Origin of the sequence: Pseudomonas fluorescens (assembly GCF_902497775.2) — a bacterium.
Taxonomy (GTDB): domain Bacteria; phylum Pseudomonadota; class Gammaproteobacteria; order Pseudomonadales; family Pseudomonadaceae; genus Aquipseudomonas; species Aquipseudomonas putida_F.
Genome location: NZ_OZ024668.1, coordinates 4,726,647 through 4,739,158 on the forward strand (window position 1 = coordinate 4,726,647; position 12,512 = coordinate 4,739,158).

Below are 12,512 nucleotides of genomic sequence, written 5' to 3' on the forward strand. Positions count from 1 at the left end.
CTGACAGAGACACCTGAAAGACAGCATAGAATCATTCACCACAAAGGGATGGCCTTTCGCCAATGCAAAGCATTGTTCTGCTGCTGTGGCTTGCCTTGTGCTCTGAACAAGATCTGCGCGAACGCCAGATCGCCAATACCCTGACCCTCGGCGCCGCCGCCTGCGCCCTGGCTTATCTGTTCGTTACCGGCCACACCTGGATTGGCGCCGATGCCAGCGAAGGTGGCTGGGCGCTGGCCATCGTCATGCTGCTGACCCTGCCAGGCTACATGCTCGGCCGCCTGGGGGCGGGCGATGTGAAATTGCTCGGGGCCCTGGCCCTGGCCACCGATCGCCTGCACCTGCTGGGCACCTTCATCGGTGCCGGGGTCGCGCTTGTCGCCTGGCTGTTCAGCCGTCGTTGGCTGTGGTCCCTTTTAAGTCAGAAGGTTAAGAACCGTCTGAAGCAGTTGAGTGAAGAGTCGTCAAAAAAGCAGCCCTTTGCGCCGTTCCTGCTGGTCGGTTTTCTCCTTGCTGCGGTCTGGATCAATTGAGCGAATGTTGGCTACAAAAGGATGTACAAACCTTGTACATAGTCAAAAAGTGCGTCTACTTTCTAGTGTGTGCCAGGAATGGATCCAGGCTCGGCCTGGCCTCGGGAACACCAAGGCGAATAGCGCAGGGAGTTGCATGTGAGCAAGCCAGTCAGTGAGTTGAAGGTGCTGGTTGTGGACGACCAGCCACTGATCGTTGAAGAGCTGTGTGAGTTTCTCCAGGGCAGCGGCTACCGTTGCGTACCCTGCCACTCCAGTACCCAGGCCATCGAGCAGTTCAGCGTCGATCAGGAGATCGCGCTGGTGGTGTGCGACCTGCACATGCCCGACTGCGATGGCCTCGAACTGATGCGCGCGCTCAAGGCCATTGCCGGGTCGCAGCGGCTGTTCGAAGCAATCATGCTCACCGGTCGCGCCAACAAGCAGGACGTGATCAGGGCACTGCGCGAAGGCTTTGCCGATTACTACCAGAAACCAGTCGACCTCAACGAGCTGCTTGAAGGCGTGCAACGCCAGGAAGTCGCCGTGCTGGAGCGGCGCAGGAGCTACCAGCACCTGGGTGACCTGAACCAGAAGCTGCAGTTTCTGGCCGAGTCGATCGACGACCTCTACCAGGACCTGGACAAAGCCCGTGGACTTGGAGCTCACCGCCGCGCCACCGACATCAGTCCCGAAGCTGAAACCGACAACCTGCCGGCGCTGTTCGACAAGCTTTCACCGCGTCAGCTGGACGTGGCCAAACTGGTCAGCAAGGGCAAGACCAATTACCAGATCGCCTGCGAACTGGGCATCACCGAGAACACCGTGAAGCTCTACGTGTCCCAGGTGCTGCGCCTGACCCACATGCACAACCGCACCCAACTGGCGCTGGCGCTGTCTCCCATCTCCTCGCCCCTGCATCAGCGAGTTACGGCGCACTGAGTGCAGCACCGCCCGGCTGACCTTCTCCCAGCGCCACTGCCAGGGGGCATCATTGTCTTCATGCCTTTCTCCCGCTCATGAACCCAATGCCCTGCCCAAGGCGCTAAGGCCGGGGCCGGCCAACACGATCAGCAAGGCCGGAAACAAAAACACCATCATCACCATCGACATCTTCCCGGACATCTTCGAAATCCGTTCCTGCATGCGTGTCAGGCGACGGTCATCGAGCAGTTGCTTGAGCGCCAACAGCGACTTCATTGCGCCACCGCCCTGGGTCAGCAATTGCTGGAGAATCACGCAGGTGTCGCTGAACTCCTCGACGCTGAGCAACTGCGCGGTTTTCTCAAGCTCCGCAGCCAAGGCCAAACCGGAGTCGACCCGCAGCAGAATCACCCGTAACTCCTCGCTCAACACTGGCAACAGTTGTCGCGACTCCCGACTCAGAACACGCAAGGTTTGCTCCACCGCCAGGCCCGACTCGAAGAGAATCCTCAGCAAGGGTATGAAGGTCGAAACTTCGCCGGCAATCTGTTGCTGACGACGCGCAGCGGCCCTCGCCAGCAGGCGCTTGGGCAGCAGATAACCCACGCCCATGGCGCAAAACGGCAGTACCAGCCACGGTACCTGGCTATCGCGGCACAGGGTCTCCTGCAGCGCTACGCCCAAGCCCAGGGCCAGGAACGGCACGCCAACCTGGCAAGCGGCAAACAGCGCCCGCTGCCGACTCCGCCGCCAGCCCATGCGGTCAAGCAGCAGACGGGTCTCGCTATCCAGATTCATCGAGCGCTGGCCCAGCCGGCTGCTACCGATCTGTTGCAGCCAGTTGCCCAAGCGGTTCTCACTGCCAAGCTGGCCCTGCAGACGCCGAGCGACCAGGTGCTGACGACGACGCTGGTGCAGCAACTGGCCTGCCAGCAAGACAAATGCGGCGAAGAACATCAAGGCACAGAGCAACCAGGCCATTTCAGATACTCCGTAACATACGCCACAACACCAGGCACCCCACCACTTGCAGGATAAAGGCGCCGAGCAGCAGTAACTGACCGTTGCCGTCCTGCCACATTGACAGCAAGTAGTTGGGGTTACTGATCAGAAAATAGCCGGCCATAGCCACCGGCAACAGGCCCAGGACAGTCGCGGTCATGCGGGTTTCACCGGTCATGGCGCGCAGTTGACGGCTACCCTGCTCGCGCTCGCGAATCAGCTTGATCAGGTTCTCCAGCAGTTCGCTGGCGTTGCCGCCGTAGCGATGATTGATACGCAGGCCCAATGCGAACAGGCGCAGCTCATCCTGCTCATACAGTTCGGCCAGGTCGCTCATGGCATCGTCCAGGCTGACGCCCATCTGCACATTGCGCCGCACCCGCTGTAGAGCGCCATGCAAAGGGTCACGCGACGCATCGATGGCCCCCAGCACGGCATCGTTCAAGGTTCGCCCGGCCTTGAGGCTGCGCACACTGTGATCGAGCAACACCGGCAACTGTTCGATCATCCGCAGCAGCCGTCGGCGATAACGCCAGCCCAGGTACAACCAGATCAGCAACGGTGCAAGCAGCACCAGCCCGACGCCGGCTGCCCACCCCAGGATCCGGCCACACAGCAGCGCTGTCAGCAGGCCGATCACCAGCCATATCAGCAGCCGGTCATTGCGCCGCTCGATACCGGCACGCAGCAACAGGCGGTCCAGCCAGTCGCGGCTACTGGGCGTCAGCGCCGAGGTCTCCTGAACTTGGCCAAGACGCTGCAGGATCCGCTCCTCACCCGACTTGCGCATGCCGCTGTAGAACAAGCGCACCGATACCCCCAGCAACGCCAGGCAGATCAAGCCAAGTACCGCGGCAATCACGGCTGCAGTTCCGAATAGTCGCGGCGCAGCTTGTCGCCGGCAGGGTTCGGCGCCTCCCGCAAGAAACCCTCGCCGTTGTGCCGATCGAGACGGAACAGGGTATTGGTGACGTACACATCATCGCGCACCCCGACTACCTCCAGCACCTCGCTGACACAGCGGCGGCCATCGGCCAGACGGGTCAATTGAATGACCACGTCCAGTGCCGCACAGATCATCTGGCGCAGGGTTTTCTCGGCCACCTGGCGGCCGGTCAGGCCGACCAGGGTTTCCAGACGCAGCAAGGCGTCCTGGGCGCTGTTGGCATGTACGGTACTCATTGAGCCGTCGTGACCGGTGTTCATCGCGGTGAGCACATCGAGCACTTCGACGCCACGGATCTCACCGAGCAGAATGCGGTCGGGGCGCATCCTCAAGGCGTTGCGGATCAGCTCGCTGGCCTTGATCTCGCCATGCCCCTCGGCATTCGGCGGACGGGTTTCCAGGCGCACCACGTGAGGGTGATCGAGCTGCAGCTCGGCCACGTCCTCGATGGTCACCAGGCGCTCATGGGGCGTGATCAACTGGCTGAGGATATTCAGCAGGGTGGTCTTGCCGGTGCCGGTACCGCCACTGACCAGGATGTTGCAGCGTCGCGCCACCGCCAGCTGGATGAAGTCGAGAATGCCCTGGTCGATGGTCCGGGTGGCCAGCAGGTCGGCGCTCTTGAGCATGTCCTTGCGAAACTTGCGGATCGACAGGCACGGGCCGTCCAGCGCCACCGGCGGAATGATCGCGTTGACCCGGCTGCCGTCAGGCATACGCGCATCGACCATGGGTGACGATTCATCCAGGCGCCTGCCCAAGGGCGCGAGAATCCGTTGCATGACCCGCTCGACATGGTGCGCATCGATAAAGCGCAGATCCGTGCGCTGCAGCACGCCGGCTCGTTCGATGAACACCCGGTGCGGACCGTTGACCAGGATTTCGGTGACGCTGGTATCGCGCAACAGCACTTCAAGCGGACCGAAGCCGGTCAGTTCGTCGACGATTTCCTCGGCCAGGCGTTCCATCTCGTAGCGCGACAGGGCCAGGTGCAATCGGGCGATATAGTCGCCGACCTGCTCCACCACAAATTGCGCCAAGGCCGGGCGCGAGCCTTCGAGCAGGTTGCGCCCGCTATCCTCGATGGCGTCGATGATGTAACGATGCAAGGCACGCTTGAGCCCTTGCGGGTCGGCCCCCAGGTTGTGCCGCGGGCCGCCGAACAGTTCGTCACCGCTCATTTATGCCCCCATAACCGATTGAGCCAGTTGGCGCTGACCGCAGGGTTGCTCTCGGAGCGGCGCGCCAGCCGTTCACCGAGCGCTTTCAAATGTTGGGTGAGCTGCTCGCGCGGCGCCAGTTCGAACAAGGTCAGGCCCTGGTTCTTGGCATTCAGGCGCACCTCTGGGCTGTAGGGTAAAACCCGTAGAACCGGCAAGCCATAGCGCTTTCCCAGGGCTTCGGAGTCCGGTGCGACGCCGCGCAGGTAGCGGTCGACCAGCAGGCTGGCGTGTTCGAGTTTCATGCCCTTCTCGCGCCATTGAGTCAGTACCTCCAGGTTGCGCCGGCAATCGAGGACGTTCTGGTCGGTGTACCAGATCAGCTTGTCGCAATGGCTGACGAAGGTGCGCAAGGCTTCGCTGTCAGCCTGCCCGGCCAGGTTCACGACGATGTGCTGGAAATGCTGGCGCAAGGCGCTGAGCAGCATGTACAGCTCCGCCGCGCTGGTGCGCTCCAGCGGCTCGTCAGTCTCGGCGTAGGCCAGCAGGCGCAGGCCCGAGCTTTCACGCGTGAAGGCGCTGTCGATCAGGGTATTGTCGAGCCGGCGCAAGTGACGCAGGGCATCGCCGAAATGAAACGAGGCTTCCAGGCCGAGCAACGCCAGGCTGTCGCCACGAGGCACGCCAAGGTCCAGCAGCAACGTTTGCTGGCCGCTGGTTTGCACCACTCGCGCCATATGGGTGGTCAGCAAGGCGCCATCAGCGGTGCACTGGGCGCCATAGAGTACCGTCAGCCCCCCAAGGCTGGGGTTGCTGGTTACTGGCGGCAGGCGTTTGCTCAAGCGCCGCACCAACCCTGCGACTTCACTGGAGCGTGAGCCATAGGCGACGAAGTCCCGCGCCCCGGCACGCATGGCATTGAGCACCAACTGGTTGTCCATGCCATCGCCCAGGGCAACGATTGCCAGCATCGGCTTGGCTTCCAGCACCCCCTCGATCAATGCGCACTGATTGACCACCTGCTCACGATCCAGCCCCACGAACACCAAACTGGCAAAGGTGACATCGACCAGCGCCAGCAACTCGTCAAGGCTGCCGCTGCCGGCGCCCACCACCTGCCCCATTGGCGCCAGCGCACCTTGCAACCACTGCAAGTCGCCATCGTTACGGGTGATGGCAAGGAAGGTCTGGCTCAGGCTTTCACTCATTGGGATAACCCGCTGCGACGTTCGAAGTCGCCGTTTTCGAGGAACAACCAGCCCCGGTTCGGGACGTCATGGCGCAACCCTTGGGTGCTGCCAGCGCCGTTGGCAACTGCGGCGCAGTGCACGGCAAGGCACAGAGCATCTGCTTGATTACCCGCTCGGAACGACTGCTCATTGAAGGGCATCCTTGCTTGGTCAGGGAGTTGGCTGTCTGGCTTGATTTCCGCGGATGATTTCTATGCCGCGCGACGGCGCGACGCTGGCCACCGGCTGGGCGGCGGGTAGCTGGGCAAGCTGACTGAAGCGATAGAGTTTGCGATTGGCGCTATCGACTTCCTTAGCACTGGCTTTGGGGTCCGCCCAGTAGCGGGCCAGGCGCTTCTCTTCGGCGCTGCGCACGGCCAGGCGCAAACTGCCGGCCTGGGCGGCAAGCAGCAAGCGGCTGGCCAGTGCCTCGGGAACGGCAAGCACTACCGTGCGCGCAGCATTTGACGGTTGCTGCGGATGACTCTTTTCATTCACTGGCGGCTGCGCGGGCTTGCCGTCATTGGTCAGGCCCAACTGTTCGCCGACACTGAGCAGACGTAGTGCGGGCAGTACCACTTGAGCCGATGCTTGCGGGTTGCGGGTCTCTTCGCGCAGAAACAGCAAGACATCGACATAATCGCCCGGACTCAACTGCCCGGCGACACCCACCACCTCATCCACCGCTACCGCCAGCGCTCGCTCATGAGGATGGATCATCCGTGCCAGCGGGCCACCGGCTTCGAAGCTGCCCTGATCCAGCCAGGTTCCAGCACTCAACGCGCGCCAACTGCTGCGCCCGAGAACTTGCTCAAGGGTCTGGAAACTGCCGGGCGCAGCCACCTGCAAGCGCTCTACCACCAGGTCGTCTGCCGTCAGCGGCACATACGCGGCAACGTCGCGACGCAACACCACCACCGGCTTGCGCAGTTCATCAGCGGCATCTTTTGCCACTTGCTCAACTGGCATCGGTACAGGTGCAGCGACAGATGCGGCAAGCGGTTCACTGGGTGGCCGGCTTAGGACCAGGCCCCAGTAACCGGCCAGTAACGCACCGAGCAGAAAGAAGCCTGCGAGGATGATGGTAATGCGACTGCTCATGCCGATCCTCCTTCCCCTCAGCGTTCTTGCGGCCCTTTATGTGAAATGGCCCACAGCACTGCAGTCGGAAACTACTATTTCGCTATTTGACGGTAGCGCAGCTAGGACAAAATGCCATTACCCGTCAGATTTTTTTCCGTCGCAAAACCGACAGCACCACAAAACAACAACTTATTGGCGTCGGCATCTGGTTATAACTTTAGTGTTAATGCCTTCTTACATTTGCCGAAGTATGACCCGTTGACGATGCTGTGATGGCAAAGGGGAATCATCAAATACCCCTGCCATCTGCGCCTCCCCGCGCAAGGAGAAATGCCATGCGTCTTTCCCGAATCCTCAAGAGCTGCAAAGAATTCTTCTATCGCAAGGATGGTGCCTCAGGCATCGAGTACGCGATTGTCGCGGCGATGGTCGCGGTAGCGTTGACGGCGTTCATTACACCCATTTCCACAAACGTCTCTGGCGTCATGACCAAAGTTGAAAACGCGCTAAAAGCCACGCCAGCGCCGAGCGGTGGTACGGGTACCAATTGACGAATGGATTCACGCTGATGTACTGAACAACCCGCCGATCACAGGACTGCCCTATGCCGACCTCTTCCCCCCGTCAACAGTTGCTCCTGGTGGATGACGAAGAGGACGCCTTGCTGGAACTTGCCGAATTGCTGGAGGGTGAGGGGTTTTGCTGTCACACGGCTACCTCGGTCAAACTCGCCCTGCAACAGCTCACCCGCCACCCGGACGTGGCCCTGGTCATCACTGACCTGCGGATGCCGGAGGAAAGCGGCATATCACTGATCAAGCGCCTGCGCGAGCACACCTCACGCCAGCACCTGCCGGTGATTGTCACCTCCGGGCATGCCGACATGGACGACATCAGCGACCTGCTGCGCCTGCAGGTGCTGGACCTGTTCCGCAAGCCGATCTACCACACTCGCCTGCTGGAAACCCTGGACAACCTGTTCCCCAAACCGCGGATGCAGTTGGTGCAATGAACCTGCAGGGGCTGCTGCCCCTGTGGGGCGCCGGCGTTGCCGGCGATCGAGCCCGAAAGGGTCGTAATCCAGGCGACGCAAGTTCACAGCTGCAAACTGAAACTCAAACTCACCCGCGGTTCCCGGTCAAAGCTGTCGAGGGCGACATCCGACAGTGGCTTGGCCAGCTCCAGCGCCAGGTTATAGAAACGCCCATCACCAATACGCAGCCCCAACGCCACTGAACTCAAGTGTGCATCGCGCAGGTCCACTTCATTGAACCAGGTGCGCGCAGTATCCAGCACGGCATAGGGTTGCAGCAGCTTCACCCAGCGGCCATCGCCGTTGAAACTGTAATTCACCTCATATGCCAGACCCCAGCCCTTGTCACCCAGGGCCTGGTCGGCGGGATAGCCGCGGGCAAAGCTCTGCCCGCCAAACACCACCCGCTCGCTGTCGGGCAGGCTGTCGCCACTCCAGTACAAAGCCGCCGACGCCACGCCCTGCCAGTTGCCAAACAGGCGGTCGCTCTGCAACCCGGACAGGCGCAAGCGCAGAAAATCCAGGTCGAAGTCGCTGTTGGTTTTCGCCCCCAGGTAATCCAGGCCCTGGTAGGCCCCACCACTGACAATCCGCAGTTGCTCGGCATCGGCCTTGCGCCACTCACCTTCAAAGCCCAACGCGCGCACGTCAGTGCGGTTGCTCAGGCGCAGGGGTGCACCGACCGCGCGATACACGACATCGTCATTGACCATGTAGAAGCGCGCGGCAACGTTGAGCGACTCGCCGGGCGCGGCCAGCAGCACCTGACTGAGGCCGGCCGAGAAACGGTCATTCTCGCGATGGGCCTTGAGCTGGGTGCCATCGCCGAGCAGCACCTGGGCACTGGGGTCGCTTTCGTAACGCGACGCCGACAGGTGCAGCTGGCTGCCCTGATCGTCCAGGTACTGGGAGTAGTCCAGGCGAAAGTAGCTTTCGTGATCTTCCCCGCGCGGCGCTAAAGCGGTGACACTGAACTGTTCAGCGAGCGCCGTCTGCGCATTGCTGTTCACCGTGAGCAATGCCTGGGGGTCATCGCGGGTGCCGTCGGTGGCAGTCATTGTGGCGTTGAAAGGCCGACGCGTGGCCTCGACGATCAGCCGGCTGGCGCCATTGGCGGCGTTCGCCGGCGACAAGCGCGCCTGCACGCTGAAACCCGGCAGACGGCTCATCAGCGCGACATAACGCTCGAAGGTGGCGCGAGTCAGTGGCCGCTCGGCCTTGAGCCTGCCCACCAGCTTTTCCACATAGGCCGCCGCCGGGCCAACTTCACCGTGCAATTGCAGATCGTCGATGTAGCCCTCGACCAGCACCACCCGCACCCGGCCATCGGCGAAATCCTGCTCAGGCAGATAGGCATGGGACAGCAGGTAGCCGTCCTGCTGGTAGCGCTGGGTCAGGCGCTGGGTGGCATCCATCAGCTCGCCCAGGCTGACTTCGCGGTTGACCAGGCTCTGATAGTTGTCGCGCAGGTCACTCAACGGATAGATGCTGCCGCCTTCGAAGCGCACCTTGCGCAGGAAGATCCGCGTGCCGCGCAACAACGGCTGGGCCTGGGTCACCGGAATCGGCACCTGCACCCCCGGATTGCTCGGCCTATAGGCATCGGCCGGCAAGTTGGGGGCCGGCAGGTTTCGCTCGATTTCGTGGCTGTCGAGAAAGCGCGGCAGGGGTTCGCTATTGGCAACGCTCGCCCAGGACAACCCAACAATCGCGACAGCCAACGCACGCATCGGACACTCCATGATCCCGAACAGTACGAAGCCGCCAGAACGGCGGCCTCGTCAATTCAAGCGTAGGTGCTGGCTCCGGCATCGTCTAATCGGCGGCGTCAGTCATTGACCTGGAACTCCACCCGGGCGGTTTCGCCGCTTTCATCCAGGGCGCTCAACTCGAAACGCCCGGCCTGTTCGAAGCTCGCCGTGAGGTTTTCCTGGCCGCTGGTTTCGCCCAGTGGCGCACCGTTGAGGAACCACCAGTGGCGACCGTTACCGCCAAGGGCCGAGACCTTGAAGCGCAATGGCTCGCTGCTGGTGGCCGGGCGGCGCAACTGATCCCCCTGGCGCACACCGACGATCGACAACGGCGGTGCACTGGGCGGCACCTGCGGCGGGCACTGCGGATCGATCTTGGGCAAGCGCGCCTCGCGGCGTTCCACCCGGGGCAGCCAGGGCTCCAGCGGCGAAGGCCAAAGGGCGATGTCCCGGGCCTGGGCACCGGCGCAGGTGGCATCGACACGCAAGCCCTGATCGTTGACCCAGACCGTCTCGCGCAAGCCGACGCTCAAAGGTTGGTCCTGGGCCAGCAAGGTCGGCGGCGTGGTGCCGTCGAGGGTCCAGGCAAAACGCTGGCGCCGGCAGTTGGGGTCCTGGCGGGCCATGGGTTGCCCGAGCGGCCAGCAGATCGCCGCAACCCCCACGTTGGCGGGCACCGCCGCCACCGGTACGGCGATGCCGCGCTGGCTGTCGCGGTTGCTCAGCACATCATGCACCTGCAGCATCAACGGCGCAGCTGAAGCCAGGCCGAACTGGCCGGGCACCGGCGTACCGTCCGGGCGACCGATCCAGATACCGATCAGGTAACGCGGCCCCACCCCGATCGACCAGGCATCACGAAAGCCATAGCTGGTGCCGGTCTTCCAGGCCAGTTGCGGGCGCTGCACCAGTTCGGCATGCGGGTCGCGATCCGGGCGGGCCTGGCCGCTGAGAATCCGCCGGATGATCCAGGCGCTGCCGGGCGAGAGCAGGCGCCGTTCAAGCAAGGGATCATCCGGTTGCAAGCGGATCGGCGCGCTCAAGCCATTGCGGGAAAACGCTGCGTAACCGCCAACCAGATCCTCCAGGCGGCTACCGGCACCGCCAAGAATCAGCGACAGGTTCGGCTCGGCCAGTGGCGGCAATATCAGCGGCACGCCGCCACTGCGCATCTGCGCGGCGAAGCGTTTCGGCCCGTAGGCTTCCAGCAGTTGCACCGCCGGCAGGTTCAACGACAAGGCCAGCGCGGAACTGGCCGCCACCGGCCCGCTGAAGCCCATGGAGAAGTTGCCTGGGCGGTAATCACCGTAGCGGCGCGGCACATCCTGGAGCAACGACTCGGAATGGATCAGGCCCTCATCCATGGCCATGCCGAAGAGGAACGGCTTGAGGGTCGAGCCGGGTGAACGCAGGGCGCTGATCATGTCGACATGGCCAAAACGGCGCTCGTCGTTCAGATCAACCGAGCCCAGGTAGGCGCGCACAGCCATGTTCTGCGTCTCGACCACCAGGATCGCCGCCGAGGTACGCTCCGGCAACCGCGCCCGCCAACCCAGCAGCAGGTCTTCCAGGCGTCGTTGCAAGGCGGCATCGAGGGTGGTGCGAATCAATGGCGGGCTGTGCGGGCGATTCAGGCGGCGGGCCAGCAGCGGCGCCAGGGCGGGCTCCTGACGGGGTGCCAGCAACAGCGGTTCCTCTGCTGCTTCGGCGACCCGCTGCTGCGACCACACCTGGTACTCGGCCAGGCGCTGCAGGACTTTGTCGCGCGCAGCCTGGGCCCGCTCCGGGTGACGATCCGGACGCAGGCGGCTGGGTGCCTGGGGCAACACGGCAAGCAAGGCCGCTTCCGAGGGCGTCAGGTGCATCGGCGACTTGCCCAGATAGGCCCAACTGGCAGCGGCGACACCCTGCAAGGTGCCGCCGAACGGCGCGCGGTTGAGGTAGATCTCAAGGATCTGCGCCTTCGACAGGTGCCACTCCAGTTGCGCGGTACGCCACAGCTGGCGCAACTTGCCGGGCAGCGTGCGCGAATGCGGATCGAGCAGGCGCGCCACCTGCATCGACAGCGTACTACCACCGGACAACACCCGGCCACCGCGCAGGTTCTGCCAGGCCGCGCGGCCCAGGGCCAGCGGGTTGACCCCGGGGTGATGGTAGAACCAGCGGTCTTCGTAGGTCAGCAACGCCTCCAGGTAGTAAGGCGAAACCTGCTCGGCCGTGACCGGGTAGCGCCACACGCCATCGGCATCGGCGAAACGCCACAGCGGTGTGCCGTCTTCGGCCAGGACAACACGGGCGAGGTCATCGGCCGGCATCGGCAACGGCCAGATGCGGTCGGCGAGCCATAACAGGGCAATCAACAGCAACGGGATGGCGAGCAACCAGCGCAGGGGCTTTGTTATTGCGCCACGCAGGCGAGCTAAGATGTGCATCAGGCTCTCCTGGCGTAACAGCTACGCAGGGAACCGACTTGGCCACGGCATGGCCAAAGGCTTGGCAACGGCGCATTCGCCGAATTGATCATCAGGAAGCAACTATGCATGTAGAAGGTTTTTTCGAGTGGCTCGGCCAGGCGCTGGGGGCGGTGATCCGGTTTATCGTCGACGGCCTGAGCGGGTTGTTCAACCTGCTGGCCAACGCCGGTGGCAATTTCATCGAGGGCCTGTCACGCACCCTGGGCATGGACACTTCGCTGGTCAGCATCCTCGCCCTGATCATCGGCCTGATGTTGCTGTACTCGGCGATCCGCGCCTTCATGCGCGCTTCGATCATACTCGGCATCATCTGGCTGGTGCTGGGTTTGTGGGTGCTGAGCTGGATCATTCACTGAGCAATTAGAACCTGTGGGAGCGGATTCATCCGCTCCCACAAC

At 62.9% G+C, this 12,512-nt stretch carries 13 protein-coding genes; 5 read left to right on the forward strand and 8 right to left on the reverse strand.

Translation table 11 applies throughout. The features are described from left to right. Nucleotides 1-62 precede the first annotated feature (62 nt). Nucleotides 63-533, forward strand: coding sequence for an A24 family peptidase (locus F8N82_RS21840; RefSeq protein WP_038997351.1), 471 nt, complete (start codon nucleotides 63-65; stop codon nucleotides 531-533). Between the two features lie 132 nt (nucleotides 534-665). Further along, nucleotides 666-1,454, forward strand: coding sequence for a response regulator transcription factor (locus F8N82_RS21845; protein ID WP_371857243.1), 789 nt, complete (start codon nucleotides 666-668; stop codon nucleotides 1,452-1,454). Nucleotides 1,455-1,529: 75 nt separating this feature from the next. Here F8N82_RS21845 and F8N82_RS21850 read toward each other — a convergent pair whose 3' ends face one another. Genes F8N82_RS21850 through cpaB form a run of 6 tightly spaced genes read right to left on the reverse strand, consistent with a single transcriptional unit; the run spans nucleotide 1,530 to nucleotide 6,874 of the window. After that, complete coding sequence (locus tag F8N82_RS21850) at nucleotides 1,530-2,417, reverse strand: type II secretion system F family protein (protein WP_038997353.1); 888 nt, start codon at nucleotides 2,415-2,417, stop codon at nucleotides 1,530-1,532. A 1-nt stretch (nucleotide 2,418) separates the two neighbouring features. Then, nucleotides 2,419-3,300 carry a type II secretion system F family protein gene (locus tag F8N82_RS21855; protein WP_038997354.1) on the reverse strand — a complete coding sequence of 294 codons (882 nt, stop codon included), beginning with the start codon at nucleotides 3,298-3,300 and terminating at the stop codon, nucleotides 2,419-2,421. Beyond that, nucleotides 3,297-4,565, reverse strand: a complete 1,269-nt coding sequence (locus F8N82_RS21860) for a CpaF family protein (protein ID WP_038997355.1) — start codon at nucleotides 4,563-4,565, stop codon at nucleotides 3,297-3,299. Before F8N82_RS21860 ends, F8N82_RS21855 begins: the two co-directional genes overlap by 4 nt. Next, nucleotides 4,562-5,752 carry a pilus assembly protein gene (locus tag F8N82_RS21865; protein WP_038997356.1) on the reverse strand — a complete coding sequence of 397 codons (1,191 nt, stop codon included), beginning with the start codon at nucleotides 5,750-5,752 and terminating at the stop codon, nucleotides 4,562-4,564. The genes F8N82_RS21860 and F8N82_RS21865 overlap by 4 nt, the downstream gene beginning before the upstream one ends. Next, the gene (locus F8N82_RS21870) at nucleotides 5,745-5,924 is read right to left on the reverse strand and encodes a hypothetical protein (RefSeq protein WP_141231044.1); all 180 of its coding nucleotides are present in this window, start codon (nucleotides 5,922-5,924) and stop codon (nucleotides 5,745-5,747) included. Before F8N82_RS21870 ends, F8N82_RS21865 begins: the two co-directional genes overlap by 8 nt. A gap of 20 nt (nucleotides 5,925-5,944) precedes the next feature. Then, entirely contained in the window at nucleotides 5,945-6,874 is a 930-nt protein-coding gene (gene cpaB, locus F8N82_RS21875) for a Flp pilus assembly protein CpaB (RefSeq protein ID WP_038997357.1), read from the reverse strand. Nucleotides 6,875-7,191: 317 nt separating this feature from the next. Between cpaB and F8N82_RS21880 the strand changes: the two genes are divergently transcribed. Both F8N82_RS21880 and F8N82_RS21885 read left to right on the forward strand, forming a co-directional pair. Further along, the gene (locus F8N82_RS21880; protein WP_052251593.1) at nucleotides 7,192-7,407 is read left to right on the forward strand and encodes a Flp family type IVb pilin; all 216 of its coding nucleotides are present in this window, start codon (nucleotides 7,192-7,194) and stop codon (nucleotides 7,405-7,407) included. A gap of 53 nt (nucleotides 7,408-7,460) precedes the next feature. Continuing rightward, nucleotides 7,461-7,868, forward strand: a complete 408-nt coding sequence (locus F8N82_RS21885) for a response regulator (RefSeq protein ID WP_038997358.1) — start codon at nucleotides 7,461-7,463, stop codon at nucleotides 7,866-7,868. Between the two features lie 83 nt (nucleotides 7,869-7,951). Here the strand turns inward: F8N82_RS21885 and F8N82_RS21890 are convergent, their stop codons facing one another. Continuing rightward, complete coding sequence (locus tag F8N82_RS21890; protein WP_038997359.1) at nucleotides 7,952-9,619, reverse strand: ShlB/FhaC/HecB family hemolysin secretion/activation protein; 1,668 nt, start codon at nucleotides 9,617-9,619, stop codon at nucleotides 7,952-7,954. Between the two features lie 98 nt (nucleotides 9,620-9,717). Then, a complete protein-coding gene (pbpC, locus tag F8N82_RS21895; protein WP_038997360.1) occupies nucleotides 9,718-12,072 on the reverse strand; it encodes a peptidoglycan glycosyltransferase PbpC in 2,355 nt (784 codons plus the stop codon). A 104-nt stretch (nucleotides 12,073-12,176) separates the two neighbouring features. Between pbpC and F8N82_RS21900 the strand changes: the two genes are divergently transcribed. Then, nucleotides 12,177-12,470, forward strand: a complete 294-nt coding sequence (locus F8N82_RS21900) for a hypothetical protein (RefSeq protein ID WP_038997361.1) — start codon at nucleotides 12,177-12,179, stop codon at nucleotides 12,468-12,470. Nucleotides 12,471-12,512: the final 42 nt, after the last annotated feature.

Bases quoted from the DNA above. Each gene is read 5' to 3' on its own strand.
- F8N82_RS21890 (WP_038997359.1), bottom strand. From the start codon at position 9,619: ATGCGTGCGTTGGCTGTCGCGATTGTTGGGTTGTCCTGGGCGAGCGTT.
- F8N82_RS21880 (WP_052251593.1), top strand. From the start codon at position 7,192: ATGCGTCTTTCCCGAATCCTCAAGAGCTGCAAAGAATTCTTCTATCGC.
- F8N82_RS21860 (WP_038997355.1), bottom strand. From the start codon at position 4,565: ATGAGCGGTGACGAACTGTTCGGCGGCCCGCGGCACAACCTGGGGGCC.
- F8N82_RS21870 (WP_141231044.1), bottom strand. From the start codon at position 5,924: ATGAGCAGTCGTTCCGAGCGGGTAATCAAGCAGATGCTCTGTGCCTTG.
- cpaB (WP_038997357.1), bottom strand. From the start codon at position 6,874: ATGAGCAGTCGCATTACCATCATCCTCGCAGGCTTCTTTCTGCTCGGT.
- F8N82_RS21885 (WP_038997358.1), top strand. From the start codon at position 7,461: ATGCCGACCTCTTCCCCCCGTCAACAGTTGCTCCTGGTGGATGACGAA.
- pbpC (WP_038997360.1), bottom strand. From the start codon at position 12,072: ATGCACATCTTAGCTCGCCTGCGTGGCGCAATAACAAAGCCCCTGCGC.
- F8N82_RS21865 (WP_038997356.1), bottom strand. From the start codon at position 5,752: ATGAGTGAAAGCCTGAGCCAGACCTTCCTTGCCATCACCCGTAACGAT.
- F8N82_RS21850 (WP_038997353.1), bottom strand. From the start codon at position 2,417: ATGGCCTGGTTGCTCTGTGCCTTGATGTTCTTCGCCGCATTTGTCTTG.
- F8N82_RS21840 (WP_038997351.1), top strand. From the start codon at position 63: ATGCAAAGCATTGTTCTGCTGCTGTGGCTTGCCTTGTGCTCTGAACAA.
- F8N82_RS21900 (WP_038997361.1), top strand. From the start codon at position 12,177: ATGCATGTAGAAGGTTTTTTCGAGTGGCTCGGCCAGGCGCTGGGGGCG.